Origin of the sequence: Streptomyces sp. NPDC014991 (assembly GCF_043080665.1) — a bacterium.
Classification (GTDB): domain Bacteria; phylum Actinomycetota; class Actinomycetes; order Streptomycetales; family Streptomycetaceae; genus Streptomyces.
In genome coordinates this window covers 118,427-133,130 of sequence record NZ_JBIBVY010000011.1, presented here as the reverse complement: position 1 = coordinate 133,130, position 14,704 = coordinate 118,427, and the positions used below count along the sequence as shown (strand labels likewise).

Below are 14,704 nucleotides of genomic sequence, written 5' to 3'. Positions count from 1 at the left end.
GCCACCGCAGGGTTCCGGCGCAACACCATGCGCAGTCGGCCCGGCGCCCGGCGACGGACCCGGCCTGCCGGGACGTCGGTGCCTCGGCGGCCGCCGCAGGCCGGGAGCCGGCCGGCGGGCGCCCGCCACAGAGCCCGGGCGCAGGCAGCCCCGCGCCTGGGAGGTCCACCTCACCGGATCGCCCGGTGGCCGGTGGGCGGATGCCGGTGCAGGCCCGGCCGTACACGGCGATCGCCGCCACCCGCCGTCCGCCGGATCCACGTCCCCGTCCACCACCCCGGCCTCGTCCTCGTCCCCGACCCCGCAGGACACACGTCCCCGTCCGCCGGAGGATCTCCTCGGTGAGCACTGAGCACTTCGCGAGCCCCCCCGACGCGCCACGCGTCCTGGTCCTGCGTGCGCTGGGCCTCGGTGACCTGCTGGCCGGCGTGCCCGCGCTGCGCGGTGTCCGCCGGGCCTTTCCCGGGCACCGGGTCGTCCTCGCCCAGCCGCCGGGCCTGACCGAACTCGCCCTGGCCACCGGGGCGGTCGACGCCGTGTTCCCGGCCGAGGCACCCGGCCGCGCGGTCCCGGCGCTCACCCACTGGTCCGGCCCGCCTCCCGACGTGGCCGTCGACCTGCACGGCAACGGCCCCGAGAGCCGTGACGCGCTGGCCGCCCTGCGTCCGGGCCGGCTCCTCGCGCACGCCTGCCCGGACGGGCCGCCGTGGTCGGCACAGCTCAACGAACGCGACCGCTGGTGCGCCTTCCTGCACGGCTACGGCATCCCGGCCGACCCCCTCGACCTGCGGCTGCCCCGGCCCGCCACGCCGTCCCCGGCCCCGGGCGCGGTCGTCGTGCACCCGGGGGCCGCCTCGGGCTCGCGCCGCTGGCCGGGGGAGCGGTTCGCCGCCGTCGTACGGTGCCTGCGGGCGGCCGGACACCACGTGGTCCTCACCGGCGGCCCCGGTGAGGACGCCCTGGTCCGCTCGGTCGCCGAACGCGGGGGTCAGCGCGCCGGTGACGTGCTGACCGGCGGCCTGCCGTTCGCCCGGCTGTCCGCGCTGGTCGCCGAGGCGTCCCTGGTGCTCAGCGGCGACACGGGCCTCGCCCATCTCGCGGTGGCCCACGGCACCCGCTCGGTCACCCTGTTCGGGCCGGTCTCCCCGCGTCTGTGGGGGCCGCCACCCGGCCCGGACCACCTCGCGCTGTGGAAACCCGGTCCGCCCGGCGACCCGCACGGCCGCACCCCGGACGCCCGCCTGCTGCGCGTCCGCACCGGCGAGGTCGCCGCGGCCTGTCTGACGCTGCTGCGGGACGCCCGCGGCCGGCAGCGGCAGGACGGGGAGGCGGCGCATGTGCACTGACCAGGCACCCGGCCGCGCCCGCACGACGCCCGCCGACGGCGAACCCCGGGTCACCGTGGCCGTCATCACCCGGGACCGCAGCGCCAGTCTGCTGCGCACCCTGGACGCCCTGGCCGCGCTGCCCGAGCGGCCACCGGTCATCGTCGTCGACAACTCCCGCGACGACACCACGTACCGGGCCGTGTCCGGCCACCCGGCGATCACCCGCCTGCTGCGGCCCGCCGCCAACACCGGGGCGCTCGGCCGTAACCTGGCCGCCCGGCACGCCCGCACCCCCTACGTCGCCTTCTGCGACGACGACTCCTGGTGGGAGCCGGGCAGCCTCGCCCGGGCCGCCGACCTCCTGGACCGCCACCCCCGGCTCGGTCTGCTCGCCGCCCGCACCCTCGTCGGCCCCGAGGCCACCGAGGACCCGCTCAACGCCGTACTCGCCGCCTCACCCCTGCCGCCCGAGCCGGACCTGCCCGGCCGCCCGGTGCTGGGTTTCCTCGGCTGCGCCTGCGTGGTCCGCCGGGAGGCCTTCCTCGGCGTCGGCGGCTACCACCCGCTGCTCTTCTTCGGCGGTGAGGAGACCCTGCTCGCCTACGACCTCGCCGCCGCCGGCTGGGGCGTCACCTACGAGCCCTCCCTCAGCGCCTGCCACCACCCCGAGGACCACGGCCGCACCGGCCGCTCCTCCCTCGTCCGGCGCAACCACGTGCTCACCCTCTTCCTGCGCCGCCCCTGGCCGGTCGCCCTGCGTGCCGGCACCGGCCTCGCACTGGCCGCCGCGGCCGGCCGTCCCGGCGCACGCAGCGCCCTGAAGGAGACACTCACCCGGTTCCCGGCCGCCCTCGCCCGCCGCCGAACCCTGCCGCCGCACGTCGAACGCGCCGCCCGCCTGCTCGACCGGGAGCCGGCCGGCGGCCTGAGGAAAGGCGCCCCGCGATGACCAGTACCACCACGCCCGACGCCCGCGCCCGTACCGTCCCCGACGACCGCACGACCGTCGTCCTGATCACCCGCAACCGCCGTGACGAACTGCTGCGCACCCTCGCCCTGCTGCGCCGGCTGCCCGAGCGTCCGCCGGTGATCGTCACCGACAACGGCTCCACCGACGGCACCGCCGAAGCCGTCGCCCGCGACTTCCCCGAGATGACCCTGCTGCGCCCCGGCCGCAACCTCGGTGCCATCGGCCGCAACCTGGCCGTCCAGCGGGTCCGCACCCCCTACGTCGCCTTCTGCGACGACGACACCTGGTGGGAGCCGGGCAGCCTCGCCCGGGCCGCCGACCTGCTCGGCCCCCGGCCCCGGCTCGCGGCCGTCACCGCGCGGATCGTCGTGGAACCGGACGGCACCGAGGACCCGGTCGTACGCGAACTGCGCGAGTCCCCGCTGTCCGGCCCCGACTGGCTGCCCGGCCCCGCCCTCGGTTCCTTTCTCGCCGCCGCCACCGTGCTGCGCACCGAGGCCTTCCGCGCCGGCGGCGGCTTCCACCCCGGGCTGTGGATCGGCGGGGAGGAGGAGCTGCTCGCCTGCGACCTGCTGCGCCAGGGCTGGTGGCTGGCCTACGCCGAGGACCTCACCGTCCACCACCAGGCTTCCGTGCTGCGCGACAGCACGGTCCGGCGCGTCCTCGGGCTGCGCAACACGCTGTGGTTCACCTGGCTGCGCCGCCCGCTGCTGCCGGCGCTGCGCCGCACCGGGCACCTCGCGCGGACCGTGCCCCGGGACGTCGCCTCCGTCCGCGCGTTCGCGCACGCCGCCGCCGGGCTGCCGTGGGTGCTGCGCCACCGCGACCCCGTACCACCGGAGCTGGAGCACCGGCTGGCCGCGCTGGAGCGGGCCCGCAGGGACTCACTCGCCCGGCGGTACGTCGGCTGAGTTTCGCGACGTGCGACACGCCAGGGTGACGTCGTTGCGCCGGCCGACGGGCGCGGGCACAGTGAATCCCCCGGTCAGGACGCGGCCGGCTGCTCCTCCCGCCCCGCTCAGGAAGCCCGGTCCCATGGAATCCCGATCACTCACGGACAGCGGTCAGCCGTCCCCGGCCCGCGTCCGCCCCGGCGGTCCCGCCCCGCTGCTCCTCCAGACCGTGCACGAGTACCGCCCCGGGCTCGGTGCCATCAGCGTCCTGAAGGCCCGGGGCACGGTGGACGACTCCAACGCCCGGCAGTTCGCCGAGGCCCTCGCCGAGCACGTCGGCCACGCCGCCCAGGCCGCGGAACATCCCCTCCTGGATCTGACCGAGGTGTATTTCGCCTGCGCCGCCGCGATGCGCTCCCTGGACCGGGCGACCGGCCCCCTCGCCCGTGCCGGCCGCGCCCTGGCCGTCGTACAGCCCCGCCCGCACGTGCGGGAGGCCCTGACGAACGCCGGTCTGCCGGGCGTGCGCGTGCACGCCACGCTGGCCTCCGCCCTGCACACCCTGCGCGCTCTGCATCCCCCGCAGCCCCTGGCGGACCGGGGACCGGCCCGCGCGGAGCCCGGCGGCCCCGCGTAGCGCACGCGTCCGAGTGGATGCCCGAGCCGGTGCCCGTGCCCCCCCGCGGAGGGCGGTGCGGTTGAGGGCCGCGAGCCTGGCGTGCAAGGTGGTGCAACGGTCAGGAAGAGGCCGAACGATCACTGGGTGACGTCCTTTCTGGGGGATGCCATGAAACCCTCTTCCGCCCGGCCGGCCGCTCCGGCTCCCCTCGTCATCGACTCCTCCGTCGTGGAGGGGCCGCCCGCCGAGGGCGCCCTGCTGCTGCGCATGTCGGGCACGCTGGACGCCGACGGAGCCCAGGCCTGGTCCGACGCGCTGCGCGGCCACCTCAAGCGGGCGGACCGCGCCGGGCTGCGTCCCGTCCTCGACATGGCGCACGTGCAACTCGGCGGCGCCGCGGTGCTGCGCACGCTCAGCGAGACGGCCCGGGCCCGCGCCGGACGCCCCGAGCTGATCATCGTCCGCGCCCGGCCCGGTGTACGCGAGGCGGTGCACCTGGCCCGCCTGAACGGCGTCCGGCTGTACGCCACCCTCGACGAGGCCCTGCGCGAACTGGCCGGCACCGCCCCCGCGGCGGAGGAGCCGCCCGTCTGGCGCTCGCAGCTGACGGACCCGCTGCGGCCCTCGTACGAGGACCTGCGCCAGGAGGTCCGCGCGCTGCGCGCCCGGGTGCGCACGGCACCGGTGATCGGCATGGCACAGGGCGCGCTCATGGCCCGCTACGGCCTGCCGGACCCCGGCAGCGCCTTCCGGGTGCTCCGGGACGCCTCCCAGCGGTTCAACGTGCCGCTGCGCGTCCTGGCCTCCGCCGTGGTGGTGGCCAGGCCCCCGGACGGCGAGGTGTGGTTCCCCGGCCGCCGCTCCCTGCCCGCGCCGCAGCTGCGGATCCTGGCCCGCGCCGGTCGCGACCCCCGCTGCCGGCGGCGGATGATCGACGCCGTGCTGCACGAGGCGCTGGCCATCGGGCGGGCGCCCGCCGGGTATGTGCGTTGCGTGGACCCGGCAGCCGACGCGCTGGCCCTGGAGGCCCGCCACGGCTGTGCGGAAACGTTCCTGGACCACCTCGAGCGCGGCGGGGCCGACACCGACACGGCAGCCCGGACCGGTAACCGCCCGGTGAGCGTGCCCGACGTCGCCGCCGAGCCGCTGCTCCGTGACGACTTCCGGCGCGCCCTGCTGACCTCCGGCATCCGCGCCCTCCACAGCATCCCGGTGCTGTCTCCCGCCGGCCCGTGCACCGGCGTGATCACCGTGCACTGGCCCGAGGCCGGACACCGGCCGACCACCTCCGAGGCCGGAGCCTTCGCCCAGCTGGCCGCCGACACGTCGGCCTGGCTGAGCTGGTACCACCGCTCGGTCCTCCTGGACGCCCTCGAACATCTCCACGGGGCGCTGACCGGCGGCGCGCCCGCCGTGCGGCAGCCCGGCCACGGGTGACCGGACGGAAGCCCGGCCGGTCACGGGAGCGGCACCACAGGCGGAGACCTCCCCGGAGGCAGGACGCTAGGCTCCGGGGTATGCGGATCTCCGTCTCCTCCGACATGGACGAACCCGTGGCCCGGCTCCTGGTGGCCGAGCTGCGGCGCCGTGGCCACGACGTCCGGGAACACGGCGCTCTGCGGCCCGGGGCCGACACGCAGTGGGCCGCCTGCTCGGAGGCCGCCGCCCGGGACGTGGCCGAGGACGCGGCCGACCAGGCGGTGGTGTGCTGCTGGACCGGCACCGGCGCCTCCATCGCGGCCAACAAGGTGCCGAGTGTACGGGCCGCCCTGTGCACGGACGCCGCCACGGCGGACGGCGCGCGCCGCTGGAACGACGCCAACGTCCTCGCCCTGAGTCTGCGCCTGACCTCCGAGCCGGTGCTGAAGGAGATCCTGGACGCCTGGTTCGCCGCGGAACCCAGCCAGGACGCGGAGGACCGGCAGAACGTGGCCCGCGTCGGCCGTCTGGACGCCGCCCGGAAGGGTTCCTAGGGTCTTTCGCTCGAACGAGAGGGCCCAGGCCCTCTCGTTCGGATCATGCCGGGCTCGCGGGTCCTGGCACCGCGCCTCGCCGCGTTGTCGTCGGTTGCCATGGCTCCGCCATGGCGCCCTCCTCCGCCGTGCGATGCACGGCACCAGGACCCGCTCCCTGATCCGGCCCGATCCGAACGAAAGACCCTAGGGGCGCAGGCGGTTTGGCGCGGGCCGGGGGCCGGTGAGCGGGTCGGGCTCCGCGGGGAGCCGGGCCCGTGGGCTTCAGTGGGCGCCGAGCCCGCCGCCGCCGAACGAGCCGCTGGACCCTCTGCTCCAGCGCGGGCGCTCCTCCGACTCGCTCGGCTGGGAGTCCATGTTGGTGAGCTCGTACGGCGTGAGCGGGCGACCGCCCTTGGGGCACTGCGGCACCTCCGCGGACTCCCTGTTCTGCCGGACCTCGTGGACGGCCCCCTCGGGCGGCAGTTTGGGCTGTTCCTCGGGGCGCGGGCGCGGCGGCTCGCGGTACTTGACGCGGGAGGTCATCCAGAAGCCGCCGCCGAGCAGCGCCAGGAGGGCCACGGCCACGATGAACAGGAACAGGCTCATCAGGCCGCTCGCCGCGGCCAACTGCATCGATGCGGTGTTCATAGAACAGAAGTACCCCTGACGAACAGGTGTGAATCCGGACAAGACGGATGGTTGTGGATGGATGTCGGTGAATCCGCCACCGGCTCGGGGCGCACGCCTCGCCACCGGTGCACGACAGCGGTCTCCGCCGGTCCGTGACACCGGTCCCCGTCGGGCGCCGGGAGCCGGTCCGCCGTCGGTCCCGGAACCTGGTTTGCGCCCGTCCGGCCCGGCTACCCGCACGGTGTGACACCGCCGACCTCGCAGCAGCAGCTCTACCGGTTCCTGGAGGACCGCTTCACCTGTGCGCAGGCGTGCACGGAGTGCGCCCGGACCTGCGCGGTGCGGGCGAGCCTCGTCGAACCGGACGGCACCGAGCGCCAGGAACGCGTGCGCCGGCTCGGCATCATGTGCGCCGAGGTGTGCGACGCCACCTGCCGGGTGCTGTGTGAGGAGAACCGTCAGGACGAGGAGGCCCTCCGCGTCCGGGTGGAGTGGTGCCGCTCGGTGTGCCTGGAGTGCGCGAACGCCTTCGACGAACACCCCGGAGCCGAGCCGGCCGCGGCCGTGTGCCGGGGCTGCGCCGACGCCTGCGCGGGCTTCCTGGAAATGCTGACGTGAGCGCCCCGGACCCCCTGGGTCCCCGCATGATCGGCGTCAACGTGTGAAACGCGTTCCACTGCGTGCGTTCGCGTGTTACGAAGAACCATGTCCGCGAACGAGGGAACCCGCGCGTACGACGCCGTGATCGTCGGCGGTGGCCACAACGGCCTGGTCGCCGCCGCGTACCTGGCCCGGGCCGGCCGCTCGGTACTGGTGCTGGAGCGACGGGACCACACCGGCGGCGCCGCCGTCTCCACGCGCCCCTTCGCCGGACTCGACGCCCGGCTGTCGCGCTACTCCTACCTGGTCAGCCTGCTCCCGCCCAAGATCGTGCGCGACCTCGGGCTCGACTTCCGCGTCCGCAGCCGCGCCATCTCCTCGTACACGCCCACCGAGCGGGAGGGACGGCCGACCGGACTCCTCGTCGGCGGTGGCGAGCAGCGCACCCGGGAGGCCTTCGCCCGGCTGACCGGCGGCGACCGCGAGTACGAGGCCTGGCAGCGCTTCTACGACATGACCGGCCGCGTCGCCCGGAGCGTCTTCCCGACGCTCACCGAGCCGCTGCCCACCCGCGACGAGCTGCGCCGCCGCATCGACGACGAGGCCGCCTGGCGAGCCCTGTTCGAGGAGCCGGTGGGCGTCGCCGTCGAGGACACCTTCCACGACGACCTGGTCCGGGGTGTCGTCCTCACCGACGCGCTGATCGGCACCTTCGCCGACGCCCACGACCCCTCCCTCGCCCAGAACCGCTGCTTCCTCTACCACGTCATCGGCGGCGGCACCGGAGCCTGGGACGTGCCCGTCGGCGGCATGGGCGCGCTGACCGACGCACTGGCCGCCGCCGCCCGCGCGGCCGGCGCCAGGATAGCGACCGGCCACGAGGCGGTCCGGATCCACTGCGACGGACACGCCGCCGAGGTCGCCTACCGCACCCGGGACGGCGAGGGTGTCGCCGCCGCCCGGCACGTCCTGGTGAACGCCTCCCCGCAGGAGCTGGCCGCGCTCACCGGCGACCCGGCACCCGAACCCGCCGAAGGCGCCCAGCTCAAGGTCAACATGCTGCTCACCCGGCTGCCCAGGCTGCGCGATCTGGGCGTGGACCCCCGCGAGGCCTTCGCCGGCACCTTCCACATCGCCGAGGGATACCGCCAGCTGGCCACCGCTCACGCCCAGGCCGCCGCCGGCGAACTCCCTGCCGCGCCGCCCTCGGAGATCTACTGCCACTCGCTGACCGACCCCACGATCCTCGGCCCGGATCTGGCGGAGCGCGGCTTCCAGACCCTCACCCTGTTCGGCCTGCACACCCCGGCCCGGCTCTTCGACCGGGACAACGACGCCGTGCGCGAGGAGCTGCTGAAGGCCACCCTCGCCCAGCTCGACGCCCACCTCGCCGAACCGCTCGCCGACTGCGTGGCCACCGACGCCGACGGCCGGCCCTGCATCGAGGCGAAGACCCCGCTCGACCTCGAACGGGACCTGCGGTTGCCGGGAGGCCACATCTTCCACCGGGACCTGTCCTGGCCGTACGCCCAGCAGGAGACGGGCCGTTGGGGCGTGGAGACCGGGCAGGCCGGTGTCCTGCTGTGCGGCGCGGGCGCGGTGCGCGGGGGAGGGGTGAGCGGCGTACCGGGGCACAACGCGGCGATGGCGGTGCTGGAGGACAGCGCCTGAGGTGGCGGACCGGTAGCGGGCGGTACCTGAGGCGGCGGACCGGGGGCGCACGGCCCGGACCGGGCGCGGCCACGCGGCGCGCAGGCCCGGCTTCGTCACCTGGCTGTCCCGCGACCCCTACGGCGGTCTCCGCGCGTGGCGACTGCCGGAACCCTGCCGGTCGGGCGGCCCGCCACGTGGAAGGGGCCGGCGGCGGTCGCGGTGCCGTCGGCGGTCGCGGTGCCGGCGGTGACGAGTCCGAGTACCGTGCGTGCGTCCGGCAGCCCTGCGCCCCCGGCCCCGGATGCTTGACCGGCGCGACCGGCGGCCCGAGGATCGGCTGTCATGACGCAGGGACACGGCAGCACGGTCGACGGGGTGCTGCGGCGCAGCGCCCGCCGCACCCCGGCGCGCGTCGCGGTGGAGTACGGCGAGCGCGGATGGACGTACGGGGAACTCGACGACGCCGTCTCCCGCGCGGCCTCGCTCCTGCGCGCCGAGGGCGTCGCACCCGGCGACCGGGTCGCCGCCTACGGCCACAACTCCGACGCCTATCTGATCGCCTTCCTCGCCTGCGCCCGCGCGGGCCTGGTCCATGTGCCGGTCAACCACAGCCTCACCGGAGCCGACCTGGCCTACCTCCTCGGCCAGTCGGGCAGCGCCCTGGTGCTCGCCGACCCGGACCTGGCCGGCCGCCTCCCGCAGGACACGCGGGTGCTGACGCTGCGGGACACGGACGACTCGCTGCTGACCCGGCTCCCGGAGGCACCGCCGTACGACGGCCCCGAACCCCGCACCGAGGACCTGGTGCAGCTGCTGTACACCTCCGGGACGACCGCCCTGCCCAAGGGCGCGATGATGACCCACCGCGCCCTGGTGCACGAGTACCTCAGCGCGATCACGGCCCTCGACCTCAGCGCCGGTGACCGTCCGGTGCACGCCCTGCCGCTCTACCACTCGGCGCAGCTGCACGTGTTCCTGCTGCCCTCCCTCGCGGTCGGCGCGACCAACGTCATCCTGGACGCGCCCGACGGGGACCGGCTGTTCGACCTGATCGAAACCGGCCGCGTGGACAGCCTGTTCGCGCCGCCCACGGTGTGGATCGGCCTGGCCGGCCGGCCCGACTTCGCCACCCGCGACCTCGGCGGCCTGCGCAAGGCGTACTACGGCGCGTCCGTCATGCCGGTCCCCGTGCTGGAGCGGCTGCGACGGCACCTGCCGCGACTCGCCTTCTACAACTGCTTCGGGCAGAGCGAGATCGGCCCCCTGGCCACCGTTCTCGGCCCCGACGAGCACGAGGGACGGCTGGAATCCTGCGGCCGGACCGTGCTGTTCGTGGACGCCCGGGTCGTGGACGAGAACGGCGCCGACGTGCCGGCCGGCACGCCCGGTGAGATCGTCTACCGGTCACCGCAGTTGTGCGAGGGCTACTGGGACAGGCCCGAGGAGACGGCCGAGGCCTTCCGCGACGGCTGGTTCCACTCCGGCGACCTCGCCGTGCGCGACCCCGACGGCTACTTCACCATCGTGGACCGGGTGAAGGACGTCATCAACTCCGGTGGCGTGCTGGTGGCCTCCCGCCAGGTCGAGGACGCCCTCTACACCCACGAGGCGGTCGCCGAGGCCGCCGTGATCGGTCTGCCCGACGAGCGGTGGATCGAGGCCGTCACGGCCGTCGTCGTTCCGCGCGGCGAGGTCACCGGGGACCAGCTCATCGCGCACGTGAAAGAGCGGCTGACACCGTTCAAGGCGCCCAAGCGGGTGCTGTTCGTGGACGAGCTGCCGCGCAACGCGAGCGGCAAGATCCTCAAACGCGAACTCCGCGACCGCTTCAGCGCCTGACCGGGTTCCGCGCCGCCCGGCCCGACGGCGACAGCACGCCGGCCGGCGACCACGGGAACCGTCATGACCTGGCAGTACGGGCCGGCGCCGGCGTCCCGGATCACGTCGACGCGTGTCCGGCATCCCGTGGCCGCAGGTCCACGATGCGACGGATCTTCCCCACCGACCGCTCCAGTGACTCCGGCTCCACGATCTCCACACCGACCGACACCCCGACGCCGTCCCTGACCGCCGCGACGATCGACCGGGCCGCCGCCTCCCGTACCTTCGGCGTCGCGCCCGGGCGGGCCTCGGCCCGGACGGTCAGCGCATCGAGACGGCCCTCCCGGGTGAGGCGCAGCTGGAAGTGCGGCGCCACGCCGGGCGTGCGCAGCACGATCTCCTCGATCTGGGTCGGGAACAGGTTGACCCCGCGCAGGATCACCATGTCGTCACTGCGCCCGGTGACCTTTTCCATCCGCCGGAACACCCGGGCCGTCCCGGGCAGCAGCCGCGTCAGGTCCCGCGTCCGGTACCGCACGACCGGCATGGCCTCCTTGGTCAGCGAGGTGAAGACCAGCTCGCCGCGCTCACCCTCCGGCAGCACCTCACCCGTGACCGGATCGACGACCTCCGGATAGAAGTGGTCCTCCCACACATGGAGGCCGTCCTTGGTCTCCGCGCACTCCTGGGCCACGCCGGGTCCGATCACCTCGGACAGGCCGTAGATGTCCACCGCGTCGATCGCGAACCGCTCCTCGATCTCCCGCCGCATCTGCTCGGTCCACGGCTCGGCCCCGAAGACACCCACCCGTAGAGAGGTGCCGCGCGGGTCCACGCCCTGACGTTCGAACTCGTCCAGCAACGTGAGCATGTAGGACGGGGTCACCATGATGACCGACGGTTCCAGGTCCCGGATCAGCTGCACCTGGCGGGCCGTCATGCCGCCGGACGCGGGGACGACCGTACAACCCAGGCGCTCGGCACCATAGTGGGCGCCCAGGCCACCGGTGAACAGCCCATAGCCGTAGGCCACGTGTACGACGTCGCCGGGCCGCCCGCCGGCCGCGCGGATCGACCGTGCCACCATGTCTGCCCACATGGAGAGGTCGTTGTCCGTGTAACCGACCACTGTGGGGCGGCCCGTGGTGCCGCTGGAGGCGTGCAGCCGGCGGATCCGCTCGCGCGGCACCGCGAACATGCCGTACGGGTAGTTCTCCCGCAGGTCGGACTTGGTCGTGAAGGGGAAGCGGGCCAGGTCGGCGAGCGAGCGGCAGTCCTCCGGGCGAATGCCGGCCTTGTCGAACGACTGCCGGTAGAACGGCACGTGCTCGTAGGCGTGCCGCAGGCAGGCACGCAGCCGCTCCAGCTGCAACGCCCGCAACTCCTCGGGCCCGAGCCGTTCGCCCGCGTCGAGCAGGTCCGTCGCATCCGTCATCGGGACGTCTCCCTCGCCAGACTCGCATTCCGGACGACCGATCATTCGGTCGCTCTGTTCGGGATCAGTAATTCAGGCCGTCCGGATTCCAGGCAAGGGGGTTGCGGGATTTTCCCGGACCGGGGGCCGGAGACCGGGGCGGCCGGGCCGGGCGAGGACGGGCCGGCCCGGGGGCGGAAGGGGGGGCAGCGGTCGCACCGGCCCGCGCGAAAGGCGTTGCGTCCGGGCGCGAGGCACCAGGATGATCACCGCATGCCCAGCTTCAGCACAGCCGACGGCACCCGGCTCGCCTACCACCTGCGCGGCACCGGTGAGCCCCTCGCCGTCCTGCCCGGTGGCCCCATGCGTGCCTCCGCCTATCTCGGAGACCTCGGCGGACTGACCGCGGATCGTCGGCTGGCCCTGCTGGACCTGCGGGGCACCGGGCATTCGGCGACGCCGGCCGATCCGGCGACGTACCGGTGTGACCGGATGGTCGAGGACGTGGAGGTGTGGCGGGCCCACATGGGGCTGGAACACATGGATCTGCTCGCGCACTCGGCCGGAGCCGCCCTGGCCCTGCTCTACGCCGCCCGCCACCCGCACCGGATACGGCGGCTGGTGCTGGTCACCCCCAACCCGTCCCCGCTCGGCATGCGCGCGACGCCCGAGGACCGGCTCGCCGCGGCCCGGCTGCGCGCGGACGAGCCGTGGTTCGCACGGGCGTACCCCGCCTTCCGGGCCTGGCTCGCGGACGGCGCGGACTTCGACGACGTCTTCCTGCCGTTCTTCTACGGCCGCTGGGACGACACCGCCCGGGCCCACGCCGACGCCGAACCGGAACAGACCAACGACGAGGCGGGCGACCGCTACTTCGACGAGGGCGCGTTCGCCCCGGAGGCGACCCGCACCGCCCTCGCCGCCCTGACCGCGCCGGTCCTCGTGTACGCGGGCGGAGCCGACGGCGGCCCGCGCCCCTGCCTCGCCCACCGCACCGCCCAGGCCTTCCCCCACGCCGAGGTCACCGTCCAGCCCGGCGCCGGCCACTACCCCTGGCTGGACGACCCGGAACGGTTCCGCGACCGGGTCGCCGCCTTCCTCGGCACCCCCGCGGGCACCACTCGGCTCCCGGCCCGGTGAGCGGCCCGCGGCCGCCGGCCGCCACCGCGACACAGGGCGCCGGCTACGTGCACGGCCGGCTGGCGGTTCTCCTCCGTGTGCCGGTGGGGCCCGCGCCCCGGCTCCCGACGGGCCGGCCGGGGGAGTGCGGCCGTACGCGCGAAGTCCTCCTCGCGTGCCCTGTCCGCGGTAGCGGCCGGTCGCTAGGCTGACCGCGGACGACGAACCGGGAGGAGCAGGTACGTGGCCGAGACCATCACCCAGCAGCAGCCGCTCGCGGGCTGGGACAAGCCGGAGCTGGACCTCAGCAGGGCCGAGTGGCGGTCCAGCAGCCAAGGCAGGGGCGATGTGCAGATCGCCTTCGTCGAGGGCTTCATCGCGATGCGCAACAGCGGCCGGCCGGAGAGCCCCTCCCTGATCTTCACCCCCGCGGAATGGGGCGCCTTCGTCTCGGGCGCGCGGGAAGGGGAGTTCGACCTCACCTGAACCGGGGTGTGTCGCCGGCGGATCCCGGGACACGCGGCCGGCAGCGCCCTGCCGGGCCCGCACCTGAGCGAGGCTGTCCCCGGCAAGGGGAAAGCCGTGTCGCGGAGGTGAGGAAGACGAGCACTGCGCCGGTCATCGCCGCGGTCGACGGTTCCATGGGGAGCCTGCGCGCCCTGGACTGGGCCCAGGACGCCGCCCGCCGCCGCGCGGCACCGCTGCGGGTGGTGCACGTACGGCAGTACGCCGCCTGGGGCCAGGCCGACGTACTGGTCGCCGGCCCGCCCGAGGCGGAGGGCGACCCGGTACTCGACGACGTGCGCACCCGCCTCGCCGCGCGCACCGGCGACACGGCCGTGGAGTACGTCACCCTGGAGGGCGTCCCGGGCGCCGTCCTGCCCGAACTCGGAGCCGACGCCCAGCTGCTGGTGCTCGGTTCCCGGGGCCGCGGCGGCTTCGCCGGCCTGCTGCTCGGTTCCAACGGCCTGGCCACCGCGCGGGACGCCGCGTGCCCCGTGGTCGTCGTACCGCCGCCGGACCGCGACCGGGGCGCCGCCCGCACCGCCCACGCGGAGGGGGAGCACGGCGACCGGTCCGCCGGGCCCGGCCCCCGGGTGGTCGTCGCGCTGCACGCCGACAGCCCCGACGCGGCCGTCCTCGCCTTCGCCTTCGCCGAGGCCGCCCGGCGCGGGGCCCGGGTCAGTGCGATCGCCGCCTACCCGTGGCCCGCGCAGACCTGGTCGGCGCCCGGCAGGCCCGCGCCGCCCGTGGTCGACCAGGGGGCCGTCGAGCACGAGATCCGCGCCCTGGCCGAGGGCTTCCTGGCCCCGTACCGTGAGCGGCACCCCGGTGTCCGCGCCGACGCCGAGGTGCTGCCCGGCGACGCGGCCGGTCACCTGGTCGCCGCCTCCCGGGACGCCGGCCTGGTCGTCGTCGGCCGGCACCGGCGGCGGCTGCTCGCCCCGGCCCGCATGATGGGCTCGGTCACCCAGGCCGTACTGCTGCACGCGGCGAGCCCGGTCGCGGTGGTGCCGCCGGCCCCGCGGGAGCAGTGAGATCGCGGGACAGTGAGATCACGGTGGTGCCGCCGGCCGCCGGCCCCGCCCGAGCAGCGCGCCGCAGCCGCCCCGCCTAGCAGACCCCGTGACGCCCCGCAATCCGCCCGGTGCCGACTGACGCCCCGGCGGCTGTGGTGCGCCGCGCCATGGTCCCCGGACAC

General features: G+C 75.3%; 14 protein-coding genes. 12 read left to right on the top strand and 2 right to left on the bottom strand.

The window, feature by feature from the left end; all coding sequences use genetic code 11:
• Positions 1 to 341: 341 nt before the first annotated feature.
• From ACF1BE_RS18950 to ACF1BE_RS18925, 6 genes are all read left to right on the top strand, one after another.
• The gene (locus ACF1BE_RS18950) at positions 342 to 1,346 is read left to right on the top strand and encodes a glycosyltransferase family 9 protein (RefSeq protein WP_392200178.1); all 1,005 of its coding nucleotides are present in this window, start codon (positions 342 to 344) and stop codon (positions 1,344 to 1,346) included.
• Positions 1,336 to 2,277 (top strand): glycosyltransferase family 2 protein, encoded by a 942-nt coding sequence (locus ACF1BE_RS18945; protein WP_392200177.1) that lies wholly within the window; start codon positions 1,336 to 1,338, stop codon positions 2,275 to 2,277. Before ACF1BE_RS18950 ends, ACF1BE_RS18945 begins: the two co-directional genes overlap by 11 nt.
• Positions 2,274 to 3,209, top strand: a complete 936-nt coding sequence (locus ACF1BE_RS18940; protein ID WP_392200176.1) for a glycosyltransferase family 2 protein — start codon at positions 2,274 to 2,276, stop codon at positions 3,207 to 3,209. The genes ACF1BE_RS18945 and ACF1BE_RS18940 overlap by 4 nt, the downstream gene beginning before the upstream one ends.
• A 124-nt stretch (positions 3,210 to 3,333) precedes the next feature.
• The gene (locus ACF1BE_RS18935) at positions 3,334 to 3,828 is read left to right on the top strand and encodes an STAS domain-containing protein (RefSeq protein ID WP_392200175.1); all 495 of its coding nucleotides are present in this window, start codon (positions 3,334 to 3,336) and stop codon (positions 3,826 to 3,828) included.
• 150 nt (positions 3,829 to 3,978) lie between these two features.
• A complete protein-coding gene (locus ACF1BE_RS18930) occupies positions 3,979 to 5,247 on the top strand; it encodes an ANTAR domain-containing protein (protein WP_392200174.1) in 1,269 nt (422 codons plus the stop codon).
• Positions 5,248 to 5,327: 80 nt separating this feature from the next.
• Positions 5,328 to 5,783 (top strand): RpiB/LacA/LacB family sugar-phosphate isomerase, encoded by a 456-nt coding sequence (locus ACF1BE_RS18925; RefSeq protein ID WP_392200173.1) that lies wholly within the window; start codon positions 5,328 to 5,330, stop codon positions 5,781 to 5,783.
• A 264-nt stretch (positions 5,784 to 6,047) separates the two neighbouring features.
• Here the strand turns inward: ACF1BE_RS18925 and ACF1BE_RS18920 are convergent, their stop codons facing one another.
• The gene (locus tag ACF1BE_RS18920) at positions 6,048 to 6,413 is read right to left on the bottom strand and encodes a DUF6479 family protein (RefSeq protein WP_392200172.1); all 366 of its coding nucleotides are present in this window, start codon (positions 6,411 to 6,413) and stop codon (positions 6,048 to 6,050) included.
• 225 nt (positions 6,414 to 6,638) lie between these two features.
• On the opposite strand from ACF1BE_RS18920, the gene ACF1BE_RS18915 reads away from it, so the two are divergent.
• The 3 genes from ACF1BE_RS18915 (at position 6,639) to ACF1BE_RS18905 (ending at position 10,487) form a co-directional block, all read left to right on the top strand.
• Complete coding sequence (locus ACF1BE_RS18915) at positions 6,639 to 7,013, top strand: ferredoxin (RefSeq protein WP_392200171.1); 375 nt, start codon at positions 6,639 to 6,641, stop codon at positions 7,011 to 7,013.
• Positions 7,014 to 7,100: 87 nt separating this feature from the next.
• Complete coding sequence (locus ACF1BE_RS18910; protein ID WP_392200170.1) at positions 7,101 to 8,666, top strand: phytoene desaturase family protein; 1,566 nt, start codon at positions 7,101 to 7,103, stop codon at positions 8,664 to 8,666.
• Between the two features lie 324 nt (positions 8,667 to 8,990).
• Positions 8,991 to 10,487, top strand: a complete 1,497-nt coding sequence (locus ACF1BE_RS18905; protein WP_392200169.1) for an acyl-CoA synthetase — start codon at positions 8,991 to 8,993, stop codon at positions 10,485 to 10,487.
• A gap of 100 nt (positions 10,488 to 10,587) precedes the next feature.
• On the opposite strand, the gene paaK is transcribed toward ACF1BE_RS18905, so the two are convergent.
• Positions 10,588 to 11,904 carry a phenylacetate--CoA ligase PaaK gene (paaK, locus tag ACF1BE_RS18900; RefSeq protein ID WP_392200168.1) on the bottom strand — a complete coding sequence of 439 codons (1,317 nt, stop codon included), beginning with the start codon at positions 11,902 to 11,904 and terminating at the stop codon, positions 10,588 to 10,590.
• Between the two features lie 252 nt (positions 11,905 to 12,156).
• On the opposite strand from paaK, the gene ACF1BE_RS18895 reads away from it, so the two are divergent.
• From ACF1BE_RS18895 to ACF1BE_RS18885, 3 genes are all read left to right on the top strand, one after another.
• Positions 12,157 to 13,023 carry an alpha/beta fold hydrolase gene (locus tag ACF1BE_RS18895; protein WP_392200167.1) on the top strand — a complete coding sequence of 289 codons (867 nt, stop codon included), beginning with the start codon at positions 12,157 to 12,159 and terminating at the stop codon, positions 13,021 to 13,023.
• Positions 13,024 to 13,245: 222 nt separating this feature from the next.
• Positions 13,246 to 13,488 carry a DUF397 domain-containing protein gene (locus tag ACF1BE_RS18890; protein ID WP_392200166.1) on the top strand — a complete coding sequence of 81 codons (243 nt, stop codon included), beginning with the start codon at positions 13,246 to 13,248 and terminating at the stop codon, positions 13,486 to 13,488.
• Between the two features lie 107 nt (positions 13,489 to 13,595).
• On the top strand, positions 13,596 to 14,540 hold the full coding sequence (locus ACF1BE_RS18885) for a universal stress protein (RefSeq protein ID WP_392200165.1): 945 nt from the start codon (positions 13,596 to 13,598) through the stop codon (positions 14,538 to 14,540).
• Positions 14,541 to 14,704 lie beyond the last annotated feature (164 nt).